General features: G+C 60.9%; 17 protein-coding genes. 5 read left to right on the top strand and 12 right to left on the bottom strand.

All coding sequences use genetic code 11. The annotated features are described in order from the left end of the window. The first annotated feature begins 13 nt into the window (after positions 1–13). Entirely contained in the window at positions 14–2,089 is a 2,076-nt protein-coding gene (locus AC6I7Z_RS01490; protein ID WP_497812924.1) for a YccS/YhfK family putative transporter, read from the top strand. On the opposite strand, the gene argD is transcribed toward AC6I7Z_RS01490, so the two are convergent. The 5 genes from argD to ppiA form a co-directional block, all read right to left on the bottom strand. Further along, a complete protein-coding gene (gene argD, locus AC6I7Z_RS01485) occupies positions 2,090–3,310 on the bottom strand; it encodes a bifunctional acetylornithine/succinyldiaminopimelate transaminase (RefSeq protein WP_497812923.1) in 1,221 nt (406 codons plus the stop codon). An 88-nt stretch (positions 3,311–3,398) separates the two neighbouring features. Continuing rightward, positions 3,399–3,974 (bottom strand): aminodeoxychorismate synthase component II, encoded by a 576-nt coding sequence (locus AC6I7Z_RS01480; protein ID WP_497812922.1) that lies wholly within the window; start codon positions 3,972–3,974, stop codon positions 3,399–3,401. A 41-nt stretch (positions 3,975–4,015) separates the two neighbouring features. Next, positions 4,016–4,612, bottom strand: a complete 597-nt coding sequence (locus tag AC6I7Z_RS01475; RefSeq protein ID WP_497812921.1) for a putative adenosine monophosphate-protein transferase Fic — start codon at positions 4,610–4,612, stop codon at positions 4,016–4,018. Further along, positions 4,599–4,781: a YhfG family protein gene (locus tag AC6I7Z_RS01470; RefSeq protein WP_497812920.1), complete on the bottom strand. Its 183-nt coding sequence runs from the start codon at positions 4,779–4,781 to the stop codon at positions 4,599–4,601. The genes AC6I7Z_RS01475 and AC6I7Z_RS01470 overlap by 14 nt, the downstream gene beginning before the upstream one ends. A gap of 111 nt (positions 4,782–4,892) precedes the next feature. Next, positions 4,893–5,465, bottom strand: a complete 573-nt coding sequence (gene ppiA, locus AC6I7Z_RS01465; protein WP_048781616.1) for a peptidylprolyl isomerase A — start codon at positions 5,463–5,465, stop codon at positions 4,893–4,895. A 262-nt stretch (positions 5,466–5,727) separates the two neighbouring features. Here ppiA and tsgA point away from each other — a divergent pair, with 262 nt between their 5' ends. From tsgA to cysG, 4 genes are all read left to right on the top strand, one after another. Next, the gene (gene tsgA, locus AC6I7Z_RS01460; protein WP_497812919.1) at positions 5,728–6,906 is read left to right on the top strand and encodes an MFS transporter TsgA; all 1,179 of its coding nucleotides are present in this window, start codon (positions 5,728–5,730) and stop codon (positions 6,904–6,906) included. A 212-nt stretch (positions 6,907–7,118) separates the two neighbouring features. Continuing rightward, a complete protein-coding gene (gene nirB, locus AC6I7Z_RS01455; protein WP_497812918.1) occupies positions 7,119–9,659 on the top strand; it encodes a nitrite reductase large subunit NirB in 2,541 nt (846 codons plus the stop codon). Then, positions 9,656–9,982: a nitrite reductase small subunit NirD gene (nirD, locus tag AC6I7Z_RS01450; RefSeq protein WP_497812917.1), complete on the top strand. Its 327-nt coding sequence runs from the start codon at positions 9,656–9,658 to the stop codon at positions 9,980–9,982. Before nirB ends, nirD begins: the two co-directional genes overlap by 4 nt. An 86-nt stretch (positions 9,983–10,068) precedes the next feature. Then, a complete protein-coding gene (gene cysG / locus AC6I7Z_RS01445) occupies positions 10,069–11,433 on the top strand; it encodes a siroheme synthase CysG (protein WP_497812916.1) in 1,365 nt (454 codons plus the stop codon). Positions 11,434–11,507: 74 nt separating this feature from the next. On the opposite strand, the gene trpS is transcribed toward cysG, so the two are convergent. The 7 genes from trpS to aroK form a co-directional block, all read right to left on the bottom strand. Next, on the bottom strand, positions 11,508–12,509 hold the full coding sequence (gene trpS / locus AC6I7Z_RS01440) for a tryptophan--tRNA ligase (RefSeq protein WP_497812915.1): 1,002 nt from the start codon (positions 12,507–12,509) through the stop codon (positions 11,508–11,510). A 13-nt stretch (positions 12,510–12,522) separates the two neighbouring features. Next, the gene (locus tag AC6I7Z_RS01435; protein ID WP_497812914.1) at positions 12,523–13,203 is read right to left on the bottom strand and encodes a phosphoglycolate phosphatase; all 681 of its coding nucleotides are present in this window, start codon (positions 13,201–13,203) and stop codon (positions 12,523–12,525) included. Next, a complete protein-coding gene (gene rpe / locus AC6I7Z_RS01430; RefSeq protein WP_033753082.1) occupies positions 13,187–13,870 on the bottom strand; it encodes a ribulose-phosphate 3-epimerase in 684 nt (227 codons plus the stop codon). The genes AC6I7Z_RS01435 and rpe overlap by 17 nt, the downstream gene beginning before the upstream one ends. 66 nt (positions 13,871–13,936) lie before the next feature. Next, positions 13,937–14,749: an adenine-specific DNA-methyltransferase gene (gene dam / locus AC6I7Z_RS01425; protein WP_497812913.1), complete on the bottom strand. Its 813-nt coding sequence runs from the start codon at positions 14,747–14,749 to the stop codon at positions 13,937–13,939. Positions 14,750–14,843: 94 nt separating this feature from the next. After that, entirely contained in the window at positions 14,844–15,887 is a 1,044-nt protein-coding gene (locus AC6I7Z_RS01420; protein WP_497812912.1) for an SPOR domain-containing protein, read from the bottom strand. Positions 15,888–15,959: 72 nt separating this feature from the next. After that, the gene (aroB, locus tag AC6I7Z_RS01415) at positions 15,960–17,048 is read right to left on the bottom strand and encodes a 3-dehydroquinate synthase (protein ID WP_497812911.1); all 1,089 of its coding nucleotides are present in this window, start codon (positions 17,046–17,048) and stop codon (positions 15,960–15,962) included. A gap of 38 nt (positions 17,049–17,086) precedes the next feature. Further along, positions 17,087–17,608, bottom strand: coding sequence for a shikimate kinase AroK (gene aroK / locus AC6I7Z_RS01410; protein ID WP_033753090.1), 522 nt, complete (start codon positions 17,606–17,608; stop codon positions 17,087–17,089). Positions 17,609–17,812: the final 204 nt, after the last annotated feature.

Raw genomic sequence — 17,812 nt, 5'->3', positions numbered from 1 at the left:
TTTTAGTGAAGTGATGTGGCGCCGAATCATCTATCACCCCGAAGTTAACTATGCCCTGCGGCAGACGCTGGTGCTCTGCATTCCGGTGGCGCTCGGCTGGCTGTTCGGCGATCTGCAAAAAGGCCTGCTTTTCTCTCTGGTTCCCGCCTGCTGCAACGTCGCGGGTCTGGATACGCCCCATAAGCGCTTCTTCAAACGTCTCATCGTCGGCGGCTCGCTGTTCGCGCTCGGCAGCTTCCTGATCCAGCTCTTAACCCTGAAAGGGGTGCCGCTGCCTGCCGTGCTCTTTGCTCTGCCGCTGCTGCTGGGCGTCACCGGCGAAATCAGCCCGCTGCACGGCCGCCTGCTCTCCGGCACGCTGGTGGCGGCCATCTTTACCCTGAGCCTGATCGGCCGATTGCCGATCTATGTGCCGCCGCTGCTCTATATCGGCGGCACGCTCTGGTACGGACTCTTCAACTGGTTCTGGTTCTGGCTGTGGAAAGAGCAGCCGATGCGCGAAACCCTGAGCCTGATCTACCGCGAGCTGGCGGACTACTGCGACGCGAAATATACCCTGCTGACCCAGCTTACCGACCCGGAAAAAGCGCTGCCGCCGCTGCTGGCGCGCCAGCAGAAAGCGGTCGATCTGATCAACACCTGCTATCAGCAGATGCATATGCTCTCCGCCAGCCGCGACAACAGCCACAAACGGCTGACGCGCGCGTTTCAGGTGGCGCTCGACCTGCAGGAGCATATCTCCGTCAGCCTGCATCAGCCGGAAGAGGTGCAGAAGCTGGTAGAGCGCAGCCACGCCGAAGCGGTGATCCGCTGGAACGCCAAAATTATCTCGGCGCGGCTGCGCGCGCTGGCCGACGCCATTCTCTACCATCAGTTGCCGAGTCGTTTCGATATGGAGAAGCCGCTCGGCGCGCTGGAGAAAATCGCCCGTCAGCATCCCGATAATCCGGTGGGCCACTTCTGCTACTACCACTTCAGCCGCATCGCGCGCGTGCTGCGCACGCAAAAACCGCTCTACCAGCGCGACCTGATGACCGATCGCCAGCGCCGCCTGCCGCTGCTGCCGGCGCTGCGCAGCTATCTGTCGCTGAAGTCCGCCGCGCTGCGCACCGCGGCACGCTTCGCCGTGATGCTGATGTTCGGCAGCGCGCTGGCGATGCTGTTCGATATTCCCAAGCCCTACTGGATCCTGATGACCATTATGTTCGTCAGCCAGAACGGTTACAGCGCCACGCGGGTGCGCATCCAGCACCGGGCGCTGGGCACCTTCGCCGGCCTGGTGATCGCCGCCGCCTCGCTGCGCTTCGCGGTGCCGGAATCGCTGGTGCTGCTGTTTATGCTGGTGGTGACGCTGGTGAGCTATCTGGTGACGCGTAAATATTACGGCTGGTCGATGATTGGCTTTACCGTGACGGCGGTCTACTCGCTGCAGCTGCTGTCGCTGAACGGCGCGCAGTTTTTACTGCCGCGTCTGATGGACACGCTGATGGGCTGCCTGATCGCCTTCGGCGGCATGCTGTGGCTGTGGCCGCAGTGGCAGAGCGGGCTGCTGCGTCAAAACGCCCACGACGCGCTGGAAACCTATCAGGATGCGCTGCGGCTGCTGCTGGGGCCGGAGCAGGAGGCGAAGAAGCTGGCCTGGCAGCGCATGCAGGTCAATCAGGCGCACAACGCGCTCTTCAACTCGCTCAATCAGGCGATGCAGGAGCCGGGCTTCAACGCCCAGTACCTGAAAGATATGCGCCTGTGGGTGACGCACAGCCAGTTTATCGTCGAGCATATCAACGCCATGACCATCCTCGCCCGCGAGCACACCATGCTGACGCCGGACCTGGCGCAGCGCTATCTGCAGTCGTGCGAAGTGGCGCTGCAGCGCTGCCAGCAGCGGCTGGAGTATGACGGACCGGGATCGCAAACTAACGTGATGGCGGGCATAGAAAACCTGGATGAAGGGCCGACGACGATTCTCGAGCAGCATGTGAAGCGCATTCTGGAGCATCTTAACGTGATGCATACCATCTCGTCGCTGGCGTGGAGCCAGCGGCCGCACCATGGCCGCTGGCTAATCAGACATTTGCGGAAAGGATAGTCAGGCGGTCAGCGCGCGTTCTACCGCCCGGGCGAAACGCGCCATGCCCTCTTCAATATCGGTGGGCTCAATCACCAGCGACGGCGCAAACCGGATCACGTCGGTGCCCGCCACCAGCACCATTAGCCCTTCCGCCGCTGCGGCGTTAAGGATGTCGCGCGCCTTACCGGCGTGCTGCGGCTTCAGCGCCGCGCCGATCAGCAGCCCTTTGCCGCGGATATCAGAGAAGAGATCCCGCTTCGCGTCGATCGCCTTCAGCGCCGCGACGAACTGCTCGCGACGCGCCTGAACGCCCTCCAGCACCTCCGGCGTATTGATCGCGTCCAGCGCCGCTTCCGCGACCGCGCAGGCGAGCGGATTGCCGCCATAGGTGGTGCCGTGCACGCCCGGCGACATGGTTGAGGCGATATCCTCGGTTGTCAGCATGGCGCTGACCGGGAAGCCGCCGCCCAGCGCTTTGGCGGTGGTAAGGATATCCGGCGTCACGCCGTAGTGCTCATAGGCGAACAGCTTACCGCTGCGTCCCATGCCGCTCTGCACCTCGTCCAGCACCAGCAGCGCCTGATGCTTATCGCACAGCGCGCGCAGCCCCTGCATAAACTCTGGCGTCGCGGGCATTACGCCGCCCTCGCCCTGAATCGGTTCGACCACGATGGCGCAGGTATGGTCGTCGATAACCGCTTTTACCGCCTCGAGATCGTTAAAGGGAACGTGCACGATATCCGCAGGTTTCGGCCCGAAGCCGTCGGAATATTTCGGCTGGCCGCCGACGGAAACGGTAAACAGCGTGCGGCCGTGAAACGCGTTGTGGAAGGCGATGATTTTGCTTTTGAACGGGCTGTGGCGCTGACAGGCGTAGTAGCGCGCCAGCTTGAAAGCGGCCTCGTTCGCTTCCGCGCCGGAGTTGGCGAAGAAGACGCGATCGGCGAAGGTGGCGGCGATAAGCTTGCTGGCAAGGCGCAGCGCCGGCTCGTTGGTAAAGACGTTGCTCAGATGCCACAGGGTTTCGCCCTGAGTTTTCAACGCCTCGACCAGCGCCGGATGACAGTGGCCCAGCGCCGTAACGGCGATGCCGCCGGAAAAGTCGATATACTCTTTGCCCTGCTGATCCCAGACGCGGCTGCCCTTGCCTTTGACCGGCACGAACTGCGCGGGTGCATAAACAGGCAAAATGACGTTATCGAACGTTTCCCGCGTTACCGCAATTTTCTCCGCTGCCATCGACGACCACCTTTGATTATTTATTGAGCCACAGTGAAATAATAGTCATAAAATATGCATAATAAATCAACCGAAGGCAAACATAACTTCAGGATTCAAGAAAATTACGCAGTAGCTGGTGTCCCTGCTCGCTCAGAATGCTTTCCGGATGAAACTGCACTCCTTCCAGCGCCATTTCCCGATGACGAAAGCCCATGATCTCATCCGGCTCGCCCTCTTTCAGGCTCCAGGCGGTGATCTCGAACGCGTCGGGCAGTGAGTCCCACGCCACGATCAGGGAGTGGTAGCGCGTAACGGTCAGAGGATGGTTGAGGTTGCGGAACACGCCGCGCTGGTTGTGGGCGATAGCGGAGGTTTTGCCGTGCATCGCCTGGCGGGCGCGCACGATTTTTGCGCCGTAAGCCTGAGCGATCGCCTGGTGACCCAGGCAGACGCCGAGCACCGGAATGCGCCCGGCGAAGTGGCGGATCGCCGCCATCGAAATGCCTGACTCGTCGGGCGTACAGGGCCCTGGCGAAATCACCAGATGCGATAGCGGCAGCGCCGCCATCTCTTCCAGCGTGATGGCGTCGTTGCGTACTACGCGTACCTGCGCGCCAAGCTCGCAGAAGTACTGATAAAGATTCCAGGTAAAGGAGTCATAGTTGTCGATTAGCAGCAGCATAGTCCGTCCTGACTGAGAAAACCGCCGCTATTCTACGCGTTTTACAGGCTGGCGCGACTCACGACGCGGGCAAAAACCGCCTCCAGCGGCGCCAGATCGCCGTCCGCGCCCGCCTGACTGGCCTCGCGCCACTGCGCTGGCTCGACCTTCTGCCAGTCAAGAAAATAGCCGGCGTGCAGCGCCAGCTGCTCGAAGAAGATGCGCTGGGCGCGACCGTTGCCTGCGCGGAAGGGATGCAGCATCGCGATTTCGCAGTAGTAGTGCGCGATGCGCGCCGCGAAATCCGCCTCTTCCAGATTGCGCAGTCCCTCTTCCTCTTCCAGCGCGTCCATCAGCGTATTGCCCTCTTTTTCGATGTATTCGAAGTGGCAAAACGGCGTGTCGTCGCGCCAGATATCAATGGTGCGCAGCTCGCCCGCCCAGCCGTAGACATCCTGAAACAGCGTGCGATGAATATGGCGCAGGAAAGGCAGGCCGATGGTGGCCGGCCCCAGCTCCAGGGTGGCGAGGCGCGCGGCGCTGAACGCCAGCTCCGCCTTGCGCAGTTGAGCGGCGTCGTGGATATCCAGACGGTTTTTCAGCACGTTGTCGTTCTGCCACAGATAGGGATCGCGGGCCACGCTGCTATTCGGCGCCATACTGCCTCCTCAGCGAATCGAGTCGCGCTTCGGCCGCGTCAGCCTGTTCGTAAGCGCTGGCAGGCTCCGCCAGGGTTAAGCCGTCCAGCCGACAGCTGGCCTGATAGCTGACGACGCGTCGCTGCTGCCAGAGCGTATTTTTCTGTTTCTCGGTGAGTTTGTTTGCCATGCCGCCTCCTGCTCAGGGTTGTCCACACTCTCGAAGCTGAGTATAGGAGCAAATTTTCCCTTTGCCGGAGACGGACAAGGCGAGGCCGCCAGAGGATGGCGGCGCTATAGCTCAGGGCAGGACTTTGGCGGAAAGGATAACTACCGGTTTTACCGGCACATTTTGATAAGGGCCGACATCTTTAGTCGGGACCTGGGCGATTTTATCGGCCACGTCCATTCCTTTCACAATTTTACCAAAAACCGCATAGCCGAAGTCGCGCTGGCCGTGGTCAAGGAAGGCGTTATCGGCGACGTTGAGAAAGAACTGGCTGGTGGCGCTGTCTTTATCGGCGGTGCGCGCCATAGAGATGGTGCCGCGCAGGTTGCGCAGACCGTTGTCCGCTTCGTTCTTGATCGGCGCGTTGGTCTGTTTCTGCTGCATGTCAGCGGTAAAGCCGCCGCCCTGCACCATAAAGCCCGGGATCACGCGATGAAAAATCGTGTTGTTGTAAAAACCGCTGTTAACGTAGTCAACAAAGTTTTTCACCGAAACCGGCGCTTTTTGATTATTCAGTTCGAGTTCGATATTACCGGCGGACGTGGTGAACAGGACGTGCGTATCGCCTTTGGCAGCCAGCGCCGAGGCGGAAACGGAGGAGAGCGCAAACAGGGCGACGGCCGCTGTAAGAGTACGTTTAAGCATGAATGAGTCCTTACCTTGGAGAGCAGCTTTTAACGACACTGATTGTAAAGAGCATAAAATACAAGAGCCAGCGTTTTACCGTTATTTACGCACGGGTTGCTCAAGCCAGCAGAATCGCCCGCGCAAACGTTTTCGTGACATAAATCACATTATGAATGAAATATGAAAACTGATTTTCAGTCTTTATTTATTAAGATCACAGTTCCGTTTACACTTTCTGACAGTTTTACGCCGCCCTCTCTGTTTTCCACAGGTTCAAAACATGACAAATCGTAATCGTATCGGGCTTACCTGGATAAGCTTTTTCTCGTACGCGCTGACCGGCGCGCTGGTGATCGTCACCGGCATGGTCATGGGCGACATCGCGAAGGATTTCCAGCTGCCGATTGAGAGCATGGGAAATACCTTTACCTTCCTGAACGCCGGCATTCTGGTCTCGGTGTTCCTGAACGCCTGGCTGATGGTTATCGTGCCGCTGAAGCGCCAGCTGATTTTCGGCTTTATTCTGATGGTGCTGGCGGTGCTGGGCCTGATGACCAGCCGCGATCTCTCCGTTTTCTCGCTCTGTATGTTTGTGCTGGGCGTGGTCAGCGGCATCACCATGTCGATCGGCACCTTCCTGATCACCCATCTCTATGAAGGCCGTCAGCGCGGTTCGCGCCTGCTGTTCACCGACTCCTTCTTCAGCATGGCCGGCACGCTGTTTCCCGTGCTGGCTGGCATCCTGCTGGCGCGCGCGCTGCCGTGGTACTGGGTCTATGTCTGCATCGGCATTATCTACGTCGCCATTTTCGTTCTGACGCTGTGCGTCGAGTTCCCGGTGCTGCGCAAGCCGGAAAACAGCCCGACGGTGGAGAAAGAGAAATGGGGCGTCGGCGTGCTGTTTCTCGCCGTGGCCGCGCTCTGCTACATCCTCGGCCAGCTCGGCTTTATCTCCTGGGTGCCGGAGTACGCCACCAAAACCATGGGCATGGATATCGCCAGCGCGGGCCAGCTGGTCGGCAACTTCTGGACCGCCTATATGGTCGGCATGTGGGCCTTTAGCTTCCTGCTGCGCTTCTTCGATCTGCAACGCATCCTGATGGTGCTGGCCGGCCTGGCGACGCTGCTGATGTACTGGTTCGTCAGCACCACAGACGCCAGCATGCTGCGCTGGGTGATCATGATTCTGGGCTTCAGCTCCAGCGCCATCTACACCACCATCATTACGCTTGGCTCGCTGCAGACCAAAGTCTCCTCGCCGAAGCTGGTGAACTTTATTCTCACCTGCGGCACGGTCGGCACCATGCTGACCTTCGTGGTGACCAGCCCGATCGTGAAGCAAGGCGGCGTCCATGCCGCGCTGCTGACGGCGAATGGTCTCTACGCCGTGGTGTTCGTGATGTGCGTGCTGCTGGGCTTTGTCACCCGGCACCGCCAGCACGGCCACGTGATGCACTGATGAAGCAGGGCGGCGCAGGCCGCCCTCTTCTTTTCCCCGCCCTGAAATGTGATCCAGCTCTTTTTTTCAGTAAATCGAATAACTTACAAAAAACACTTCAAAAACAGCGATATACCTCATAATAGGTATACAGAAAGGCGCTTGATGTATATCAATATGAGCTAAAAACGGCGCGCTATTGTAGCCTCAATTCCCGCAATTTTGAGGCAAGCATGAGCAAGCACAATGTCGTCGTTATCGGTAACGGCATGGTTGGGCATCGCTTTATTGAGGAGCTGATCGACAAAGCCGAACCCGGCCAGTTCGCGTTAACCGTCTTCTGCGAAGAACCCCGCGTCGCCTATGACCGCGTCCACCTTTCCGCTTATTTCTCTCACCATACTGCCGAAGAACTCTCTCTGGTTCGCGAAGGCTACTATGAAAAACATCAGGTCAATCTGCTGCTGGGCGAGCGCGCCATCACCATCAACCGCGAAGAGAAGCTGATCCACTCCAATACCGGCCGCGCGGTGAGCTACGACACGCTGATTTTCGCCACTGGCTCTTACCCCTGGATCCCGCCGATCAACGGCGCGGAAGGGGCCGACTGCTTTGTCTATCGCACCATCGAAGACCTCAACGCCATTGAAGCCTGCGCGCGCCGCAGCAAACGCGGCGCGGTAATCGGCGGCGGCCTGCTCGGCCTGGAAGCCGCTGGCGCGCTGAAAAACCTGGGCGTGGAAACCCACGTGATTGAGTTCGCGCCGGTGCTGATGGCGGAGCAGCTCGACGTCCAGGGCGGCGAGCAGCTGCGTCGTAAAATCGAAGAGATGGGCGTGCAGGTGCACACCAGCAAAAATACCCGTCAGATCGTGCATCACGCCGCGGGCGGCAAAACGCTGGAGTTCGCCGACGGCAGCGCGCTCGACGTCGATTTTATCGTCTTCTCTACCGGCATTCGTCCGCAGGACAAGCTGGCGAAGCAGTGCGGTCTGGCGCTCGGTCAGCGTGGCGGCATCGCCGTCGACGACCGCTGCCGCACCAGCGATCCGGCGATCTACGCCATCGGCGAGTGCGCCGCCTGGCAGGGCCGCGTCTTCGGCCTGGTGGCGCCCGGCTATAAAATGGCGCAGGTGGCGAGCGACGCCTTAACCGGCCGCGACAGCGTTTTCCAGGGCGCCGACATGAGCGCCAAACTCAAGCTGCTCGGCGTGGACGTCGGCGGCATCGGCGACGCGCGCGGCCGTACGCCGGGCGCGCGCAGCTACGTCTGGCTGGATGAGAGCCGTTCGGTCTACAAACGCCTGATCGTCAGCGAAGATGGCAAAACCCTGCTCGGCGCGGTGCTGGTAGGCGATACCAGCGACTACGGCAATCTTCTGCAGCTGGTGCTCAACGCCATTCCGCTGCCCGAAAATCCAGAAGGGCTGATCCTGCCCGCCGGCAGCGGCGAAAAACCGGTAATGGGGGTCGATTCGCTGCCGGATAGCGCGCAGATCTGCTCCTGCTTCGACGTCAGCAAAGGCGACATCATCAAAGCGATTCAGGGCGGCTGCCATACCGTCGCCGCGCTGAAGAGCGAGACCCGCGCCGGCACCGGCTGCGGCGGCTGCATTCCGCTGGTGACGCAGGTGCTGAACGCCGAGCTGAGCCGTCAGGGCATCGAGGTCAATAATCATCTCTGCGCTCACTTCCCCTACTCGCGCCAGGAGCTTTATCACCTGATCCGCGTCGAGGAGATTAAAACCTTCGACGCGCTGCTGGCGAAATATGGCACCGGCTACGGCTGCGAAGTCTGCAAACCTACGGTGGCGTCGCTGCTGGCGTCGTGCTGGAACGACTTTGTGCTGGCGCCGCAGCATACGCCGCTGCAGGACAGCAACGATCTCTTCCTCGGCAATATCCAGAAAGACGGCACCTACTCCGTGATCCCGCGCTCGCCCGGCGGCGAAATCACGCCGCAGGGTCTGAAGGTGATTGGCGAGATTGCCGAACGCTACAGCCTCTACACCAAAATCACCGGCTCGCAGCGCATCGGCCTGTTCGGCGCGCAGAAAGACGATCTGCCCGCTATCTGGTCACAGCTTATCGCCGCGGGCTTTGAAACCGGCCAGGCCTACGCCAAAGCGCTGCGCATGGCGAAAACCTGCGTCGGCAGCGCCTGGTGCCGCTACGGCGTCGGCGACAGCCTCGGCTTCGGCATCGCGCTGGAGAATCGCTACAAAGGCATCCGCACGCCGCACAAAATGAAGTTCGGCGTCTCGGGCTGCACGCGCGAATGCGCCGAGGCGCAGGGCAAAGACGTCGGCATTATCGCCACGGAAAAAGGCTGGAACCTCTACGTCTGCGGCAACGGCGGCATGAAGCCGCGCCACGCCGATCTGCTGGCGGCCGACCTCGATAGCGATACGCTGATCGCCTACCTTGACCGCTTTATGATGTTCTATATCCGCACCGGCGATCGGCTGCAGCGCACCTCGCTGTGGCTGGAGAGTCTGGAAGGCGGCATCGACTACCTGCGCAGCGTGATTGTCGACGACAAGCTGGGCATCAACAGCAAGCTGGAGGCGGAGCTAGGCGAGCTGCGCGCCCGCGTGCGCTGCGAGTGGAAAGAGGCGGTGGGCGATCCCGCGCAGCAGGCGCGCTTCGCCCACTTCATCAACGCGCCGCTGCGCGACCCCAACGTGCAGATGGTGGCCGAACGCAGTCAGCATCGTCCGGCGCGGCCGGAAGAGCGCATCGCCGTCACCCTGATCGAGGAGAGCGAAGTATGAGCCAGTGGACGCCCGTCTGCGATCTGCAGCAAATCCTGCCCGCTACCGGCGTATGCGCGCTGGTAAATAACCAGCAGATCGCCATTTTCCGGCCGCGCGACGATGGCGAGCTGTTCGCCATCAGCAATATCGATCCCTTCGCCCAGGCCAGCGTGCTGTCGCGCGGCATTATCGCCGAGCATGAAGGCTGCCTCTGGGTGGCCAGTCCGCTAAAGAAACAGCGTTTTCGCCTCAGCGACGGCTGCTGTATGGAGGATGCGTCGCGCTCTGTCGCCGCTTATCCCGTTCGCGTCAACGCGGGCAAGGTCGAGGTTTGCGCCTGATCTCCTCCTCGCCCTGATGCTATGCTACGCCGCCGACGCCCCGCGCGTCGGCGGCCTGCCCTCTCTTCTCGCTTTCAGGATGCGCTATGGACTACTTTCCCCTTTTTTGTCGCCTGCAGGGCAAGCGCTGTTTGCTGGTGGGCGGCGGCGACGTCGCCGAGCGCAAAGCGCGGCTGCTGCTGGCCGCCGGCGCCGATCTGCACGTCGGCGCGCGGCACTTTTCCCCGGCGTTCCAGCAGTGGGCCGATCGCGGCGAGCTGGCGCTGATTCCGGGCGCGTTCAACGACGCCTGGCTGGATGAGTGCTGGCTGGTGGTCGCCGCCACCGATGACGACGCGGTGAATCAGCAGGTGGCGCAGGCCGCCGAAGCGCGCCGTATCTTCTGTAATCTGGTGGACGCGCCGGAGCAGGCCAGCGCCATTATGCCGTCGATTATCGATCGTTCGCCGCTGATGGTTGCGGTCTCTTCCGGCGGCCGCGCGCCGGTGCTTGCCCGCCTGCTGCGCGAAAAAATCGAGGCGATGCTGCCGCAGCATCTCGGCCAGCTGGCGTCGCTAGCGGGCACGCTGCGCACGCGCGTTAAACAGCGTTTCGCCTCAATGGCGCAGCGACGCTTTTTCTGGGAGCGCTTTTTCACCAGCGATCGGCTGGCGCAGACGCTGGCCAACGGCGACGGCGCGCGCGCGGCGCAGCTGGTCGACGCGCTATTCTGCGACGCGCTGCCTGCTCAGGGCGAGGTGACGCTGGTCGGTGCTGGACCGGGCGACGCCGGACTGCTGACACTGAAAGGACTGCAGCAGATCCAGCAGGCGGACGTGATTGTCTACGACCGGCTGGTCTCCGAGGAGATCCTGAATCTGGTGCGCCGCGACGCGGAGCGCATTTTCGTCGGCAAGCGCGCCGGACATCACTGCGTGCCGCAGGAGCAGATCAATCAGCTGCTGCTGGAGCAGGCGCAGCGCGGTAGGCGCGTCGTGCGGCTAAAAGGCGGCGATCCCTTTATTTTCGGCCGCGGCGGCGAGGAGCTGGAGGCGCTGGCAGCGCAGCAGATTCCGTTCAGCGTGGTGCCGGGCGTCACGGCGGCGTCGGGCTGCTCGGCCTACAGCGGCATTCCGCTGACGCACCGCGATCATGCCCAGAGCGTGCGGCTGGTGACCGGCCATCTGCAGCAGAAAAATGCGCTGGAGTGGGAGAAACTGGCTGCCGAGCAGCAGACGTTAGTGTTCTATATGGGGCTGTCGCAGGCGCCGCATATTCAGCAGCAGCTGATGCGTCACGGCATGCGCGGGGATATGCCGGCGGCGCTGATTGAGAACGGCACCAGCACGCGGCAGCGCGTGGTGACCGGCACGCTGGATCGGCTCAGCGAGCTGGCGCAGCAGGTAGAGAGCCCGTCGCTGATAATTATCGGCAGCGTGGTGTCGCTGCGCGATCGCCTGCGCTGGTTTTAAGCAGCTTGCGCTATGCAGAAATAAAAACGGCGGGTACAAACCCGCCGTTCATAACAGTCACTTAAGCTCCCGTTTCAGGGCGCGGCGACAAAGCCGATCGCTTCGTACACCTTCTTCAGCGTTTCCTGCGCGCGCTCACGCGCTTTCTGCGCGCCGTCGCGCATCACCTGCTCCAGGAAAGCTTCGTCGTTGCGGTAGCGGTTATAACGCTCCTGCAGCTCGGTAAGCATGCCCGATACCGCATCCGCCACCGCGCCTTTCAGGTGGCCATACATCTTGCCTTCGAACTCCGCTTCCAGCTCGGCGATGGTTTTGCCGGTAACGCCGGAAAGAATGTCCAGCAGGTTCGAGACGCCCGCTTTCTCTTTGATGTCGTAACGCACTACCGGCGGCTCTTCGGAGTCGGTCACGGCGCGTTTGATCTTCTTCACCACCGACTTCGGATCTTCCAGCAGGCCGATGACGTTATTGCGGTTATCGTCCGATTTGGACATCTTGCGCGTCGGCTCCAGCAGCGACATCACGCGCGCGCCCGATTTCGGAATAAAGGGTTCAGGCACGCGGAAAATATCGCCGTAGATAGCGTTGAAGCGCTGCGCGATATCGCGGCTCAGCTCAAGGTGCTGCTTCTGATCTTCGCCTACCGGCACCTGATTGGTCTGGTAGAGCAGAATATCCGCCGCCATCAGCACCGGATAATCGAACAGACCCGCGTTGATGTTCTCTTCGTAGCGCGCCGACTTGTCCTTGAACTGCGTCATGCGGCTCAGCTCGCCGAAATAGGCGTAGCAGTTCAGCACCCAGCTCAGCTGAGCGTGTTCCGGCACGTGCGACTGCACGAAGATGGTGCTCTTGCTGGGATCGATTCCGCAGGCGAGATAGAGCGCCAGCGTATCCAGCGTCGCCTTGCGCAGCGCCGCCGGATCCTGACGAACGGTGATAGCGTGCAGATCGACGATGCAGTAAATGCAGTGGAAATCGTCCTGCATCTGCACCCACTGACGCAGCGCACCCATATAGTTGCCAATGGTAAGTTCGCCGGACGGCTGTGCGCCGCTGAAAACAATGGGTTTCATACTTGTGTCCTGATTAGTGCAGCCCGAGAAGGGGCAAAAGTTCATCAAAAGAGTCGAGGGTCAGGTCAGGCTTGCTGTCGGCGATCGGCTCGCCGTAGTTGTAGCCATAGGTCATGGCGACGTTCGGCACGCCAGCGGCCTGCGCCGCCTGAATATCGTTGCGAGAATCGCCGACGAACAGCAGCTGATTCGGCAGCACGCCGAAGCGGCCAAGCACCAGAAAAATCGCGGCCGGATGCGGTTTTTTTACGATAACGTCATCGCCGCCAATGATCAGCGTAAACGCCTCGGCGATGCCGAGGGAGGCCAGCAGCGGCGCGACGAACGGCGTCGGCTTATTGGTGACGATCGCCAGCGGCAGCCCTTTGGCATGCAGCGCCAGCAGCGTCTCTTTCACCTGCGGAAACAGCGTGCTGCCCGCGTCTACCGTCGCGGCGTAGTGTTTGTCGAACAGGGCGCGCGCGTCGCGCTGCTCGTCGGGCTGCGGCTCCCGGCCCAGCGCCCAGGTCAGCGCGCGCGACATCATCACGTCCGCGCCGTTGCCGATCCAGGTCGAGGCGCGCTCCACGCCCGCCGGCGGCAGCTGCAAATCAGCCAGCGCCAGGTCGATCGCCTGCGACAGGCCGGGCGCGCTGTGCACCAGCGTGCCGTCGAGGTCGAACGCCAGCGCGCGAATATCAGTGAAATGAGCCATTAACTTTCTCCAGTTCGTGACGCATCTCATCAATCACTTTCTTGTAGTCGGGATGGCCGAAAATCGCCGAACCGGCGACGAACATATCGGCGCCGGCGGCGGCGATCTGCGCGATGTTGTCGATTTTGACGCCGCCGTCCACTTCCAGACGAATGTTGTAGCCGCCGTGATCGATGCGCCTGCGCGCTTCGCGCAGCTTATCCAGCGTGCCGGGAATAAAGGACTGGCCGCCGAAGCCCGGATTGACCGACATGATCAGGATCACGTCGAGCTTATCCATTACATAGTCGAGATAGCTCAGCGGCGTCGCCGGGTTAAACACCAGGCCCGCTTTGCAGCCGTGTTCTTTGATCAGCTGCAGCGTACGGTCGACGTGCTCGCTCGCTTCGGGATGAAAAGTGATATAGCTGGCGCCTGCTTTGGCGAAGTCCGGGATCAGCGCATCGACCGGTTTAACCATCAGATGCACGTCAATCGGCGCGGTAATGCCGTAGTCGCGCAGCGCTTTCAGCACCATCGGCCCCATCGTCAGATTGGGAACGTAGTGATTGTCCATCACGTCGAAATGCACCACGTCGCCGCCGGCGGCTAACGCTTTTGCGGTATCTTCACCCAGGCGGGCAAAGTCCGCCGACAGGATTGAAGGGGCCAGCAAATATTGTTTCATCCGATTCTCCCAATGTTGTGCGCCAGCCTTGCGGCTGACGTAATGCCTGGTCGCGGACGAAACAGACTAGCAGTAAAGTGCCAGCAGTTCGTCGACCTGTGTGCGACCCGTTATGCTTCGGCTGATAGAACGCCGCGCTTTCACCACATGTAATACTGCATCCTGATACCAGAGACGCGTCAGAGCGGTATCGTGATTTGAGATCAGAACCGGTATGCGGCTCTCGAGCGCCAGCCGCGACGCCAGCTCCGCCAGATGCTGCTGCTCGCGCATGCTAAAGCTGTTGGTGTGGTAGGCCGTAAAATTGGCCGTCGCCGACAGCGGCGCGTAGGGCGGATCGCAATAGACCACTGAGCCCGCCTGCGCGTTGGTCAGGGTAACATCGTACGATTCGCAGACAAAGGTCGCCTTTTGCGCGCGCTCGGCGAACCACAGCAGTTCCGCTTCCGGAAAGTAGGGCTTGCGGTAGCGGCCGAAGGGCACGTTGAACTCGCCGCGCAGATTGTAGCGGCACAAGCCGTTATACCCGTGACGGTTAAGATAGAGAAACAGCAGCGCGCGCTCGTAGGCGTCGCGGCTGGCGTTAAAGGCGATGCGGCGCTGGTAGTAGCACTCCGACGTATTGCCTTCAGGCGAGAACAGGCGACGCGCGTCCTCGATAAATGCCGCGCTGCGCTGCTTAACGATATTGTAGAGATTGATCAGGTCGCTGTTGATATCCGCCAGATGGTAGCGCTCATAGTCGGTGTTGAGAAACACCGAACCCGCGCCGACAAAAGGCTCAATCAGGCAGTCGCCTTGCGGCAGATGGCGACGGATATCCTCCATCAGGGGATATTTGCCTCCTGCCCATTTCAGGAAAGCGCGATTTTTCTTCATGCTGTCGTGGTTATACATCTTATTGTGGAGCTGTGGCGGACCGACAGCAGAACGGCGCTTATCAACGGGGCCGGCTTAACCGGCCCCACATAGTTTACTGGCTGGCTTCTTTCTTAACCTGACTTACGGGCTTCACCCAGGGATTCTGCGCACGCACTTCCGCGGGCAGCGAGGCGACGGCGCGTCGGGCATCCGCCGAAGTAGCGTAAGAGCCGCTCACCAGCACGTACCACGGCTGGCCGTTGCGGGTGGTTTTATAGACATGATAGCCGCTGAGATTCTGTTTTTTCGCCCAGGCGTTCAGGCTCTCTGCGCGCGAAGCGCCGCTCAGCTGCAGCGTGTAGTTGCCGCCTGGCACCGATTTCGCGGCCGCGCCGTTGCCGATCGCGCTGCTGGCTGCCGTGCTGCTGCCGCCTGTCGCGCCGTTAAGAGCAGGACGCGCCGGCGTGGTATGGGTGCGGCTTTCGCTGGCCGCCGGTCGGCTGGCGGTCGAAGATTTATGCGCCGGTTCGCGTGACGCATGCGTCTGCGCAGCGGGACGCTGCGAGGTCGGACGCGTCGCCGCAGGCGCGCTTATGCTGCCGTTGCCAGCGCTGCCGCTGACGGTTGCCGGCGCGGTCGGCAGTGAACTGCCGCCCTGTGCGGCGCTATCGACCTGCTGCTGCTGATTGCTCAGCGCGCTGTTGAGATCGCCGGGCAGGGTAACGCGCTGCTGGCTGGCTGGCGCTTCTACCGGCGCCGCCTGGGTCGGCGTAGAGGAGACCGGCGGCATGGAGACGTCGCGCGATGTCGTACCTTCGGCCGGCGCGCTATTCGCGGCCGCGCCTTCCGCCGGCGTCGTCTGGCCGCCGCTCATCGGCGTCGAGCCGGAAAGATCGATGCTCTTTTCGCCACCGCTGCCGCCAGATGCCGGCGCGTTAGCCGCGCCGTTGCCTGACGCCGGTTTGCTCTCGTCCGGGCCTTTCAGCGCCGAGCCAATGCCGAGCACCAACAGCAGCAGCACCAGAATGCCGATGCCCATCATCATATGCTGGCGCGAAACCGGCACTTTAGGGGCGGAAGCCGTCTTACGCGGGCGCGAGGGACGGCGGTCGCTGGCGTCAGGTTTTAACTCGTCTTCCGGTTTAAACTCATCCATTTTGCCTCCTCCGTAAAGCGGCATTCGGCCATGCGCACCCCGCGCGCCGCGTCACCACTTAACTGCTTATATTCAGGGTTTCTGACAGTCGTTAATCGCAGCCAGCACCATATCATGCGGCACGCCGCCGCGCACTTCGGAGCGGCCTAACGCCAGCGGCAGCACCAGCCGCAGCTCGCCCGCCAGCACCTTTTTGTCGCGCAGCATATGCGGCAGATACGCTTCCGCCTTCATGCTTTCCGGGCCGTGCACGGGCAGACCCGCGCGCTGCAGCAGCGCGATAATCCGCTGCGTGTCGGCCTCGCTGAACTGGCCCAGACGCTGCGCCGTGCGCGCCGCCATGACCATACCCGCCGCGACAGCTTCGCCGTGCAGCCAGTTGCCGTAGCCCATATGCGCCTCGATAGCGTGGCCGAAGGTGTGGCCCAGATTCAGCAGCGCACGCTGGCCGTGTTCATGCTCATCGGCCGCGACTACGTCCGCTTTAAGCTCGCAGCAGCGGCGAATGCACCAGGCGGTCGCCTGTTCATCCAGCGCCAGCAGCGCATCGAGATTTTGCTCCAGCCAGCTAAAGAACTCGCCGTCCAGAATAATGCCGTATTTGATCACTTCCGCCAGGCCTGAAGCGAGCTCGCGCGGCGGCAGCGTGCGCAGACAGTCGGTATCAATCACCACCGAGGCGGGCTGGTAGAAGGCGCCGATCATGTTTTTGCCTAACGGATGGTTTACGGCCGTTTTGCCGCCAACCGAAGAATCGACCTGCGACAGCAGCGTGGTGGGCACCTGAATAAAGCGCACGCCGCGCTGATAGCTGGCGGCCGCAAAGCCGGTAAGATCGCCGATCACCCCGCCGCCCAGCGCAATAAGCGTGGTGTCGCGGCCGTGCGGCTTTTGTAGCAACGCGGTAAAGACGTCATCCATCACGGCCAGCGTTTTGTACTGCTCGCCGTCGGGTAGAATCACCTGGTCCACTTTGACGCCTGCGGCCGTCAGCAGCGCCGAGAGCTTATCAAGATAGAGCGGCTCCAGCGTCTGGTTGGTGACCAGCATTGCATTATCGCCCGCTTTCAGCGGCCAAAAAGAAGCCGGATCCTTGAACAGTCCGGCGGCAATGGTGATGGGATAGCTACGCTCTCCCAGTGAGACGGTGATCTTCTCCATGATGCTCGATACCTGTTACTGAGCCTTTCGGCATTAGATCAGTTTTTTTCCAACATGTGGATAATCTGGTTGGCCACCACTTTCGCACTTTGATCGTCAGTACGAATGGTGACATCCGCGATCTCTTCATAGAGCGGGTTGCGCTCACCCGCCAGCGCTTCAAGCACTTCACGCGGCGGCGAATCAACCTGCAGCAGCGGACGCTTTTTATCGCGTTGCGTGCGTGCCAGCTGTTTCTCAATGGTGGTTTCAAGATACACCACGACACCACGGGCGGAGAGACGATTGCGTGTTTCCCGAGATTTGACGGAACCGCCGCCGGTCGCCAGGACAATGCCCTGCTTTTCGGTCAGCTCGTTAATGATTTTTTCTTCGCGGTCACGAAATCCAGCTTCGCCCTCGACGTCAAATACCCAGCCCACATCCGCTCCGGTACGTCGCTCAATTTCCTGATCGGAATCGAAAAATTCCATATTGAGTTGCTGAGCTAACTGACGACCAATAGTGCTTTTGCCGGCACCCATCGGCCCAACCAGAAAGATATTGCGTTTCTCTGCCATTTTGTCGGTATTACTAAGAATTCGTTGATGATACCCCGCGTTCAGCGATATCGCTGGCGGGACAGGAACTGAGACCTCATGAGCGTTAGCAAGAGTCAGACGAAAAATTATCTCAACACTCAAGGGCGTTTGGCAACCGAATAAATCGCCCTCCGGCATTCCCCTTGCGGGGCCGGTGTGCGATATGCGAAACGATGCGCATTA

The sequence above is a fragment of the Pantoea sp. X-Soil-MYKO-1289 genome (assembly GCF_059730625.1).
This window is presented reverse-complemented; position numbering and strand designations above follow the sequence as displayed.

Coding starts and splice junctions, on each gene's coding strand:
- AC6I7Z_RS01420 (WP_497812912.1), bottom strand. CDS start 15,887: ATGGATGAGTTTAAACCGGAAGACGAGTTAAAACCTGACGCCAGCGAC.
- AC6I7Z_RS01480 (WP_497812922.1), bottom strand. CDS start 3,974: ATGCTGCTGCTAATCGACAACTATGACTCCTTTACCTGGAATCTTTAT.
- aroK (WP_033753090.1), bottom strand. CDS start 17,608: ATGGCAGAGAAACGCAATATCTTTCTGGTTGGGCCGATGGGTGCCGGC.
- cysG (WP_497812916.1), top strand. CDS start 10,069: ATGGACTACTTTCCCCTTTTTTGTCGCCTGCAGGGCAAGCGCTGTTTG.
- nirB (WP_497812918.1), top strand. CDS start 7,119: ATGAGCAAGCACAATGTCGTCGTTATCGGTAACGGCATGGTTGGGCAT.
- AC6I7Z_RS01470 (WP_497812920.1), bottom strand. CDS start 4,781: ATGGCAAACAAACTCACCGAGAAACAGAAAAATACGCTCTGGCAGCAG.
- trpS (WP_497812915.1), bottom strand. CDS start 12,509: ATGAAACCCATTGTTTTCAGCGGCGCACAGCCGTCCGGCGAACTTACC.
- aroB (WP_497812911.1), bottom strand. CDS start 17,048: ATGGAGAAGATCACCGTCTCACTGGGAGAGCGTAGCTATCCCATCACC.
- nirD (WP_497812917.1), top strand. CDS start 9,656: ATGAGCCAGTGGACGCCCGTCTGCGATCTGCAGCAAATCCTGCCCGCT.
- AC6I7Z_RS01490 (WP_497812924.1), top strand. CDS start 14: ATGTGGCGCCGAATCATCTATCACCCCGAAGTTAACTATGCCCTGCGG.
- argD (WP_497812923.1), bottom strand. CDS start 3,310: ATGGCAGCGGAGAAAATTGCGGTAACGCGGGAAACGTTCGATAACGTC.
- AC6I7Z_RS01435 (WP_497812914.1), bottom strand. CDS start 13,203: ATGGCTCATTTCACTGATATTCGCGCGCTGGCGTTCGACCTCGACGGC.
- AC6I7Z_RS01475 (WP_497812921.1), bottom strand. CDS start 4,612: ATGGCGCCGAATAGCAGCGTGGCCCGCGATCCCTATCTGTGGCAGAAC.
- dam (WP_497812913.1), bottom strand. CDS start 14,749: ATGAAGAAAAATCGCGCTTTCCTGAAATGGGCAGGAGGCAAATATCCC.
- rpe (WP_033753082.1), bottom strand. CDS start 13,870: ATGAAACAATATTTGCTGGCCCCTTCAATCCTGTCGGCGGACTTTGCC.
- ppiA (WP_048781616.1), bottom strand. CDS start 5,465: ATGCTTAAACGTACTCTTACAGCGGCCGTCGCCCTGTTTGCGCTCTCC.
- tsgA (WP_497812919.1), top strand. CDS start 5,728: ATGACAAATCGTAATCGTATCGGGCTTACCTGGATAAGCTTTTTCTCG.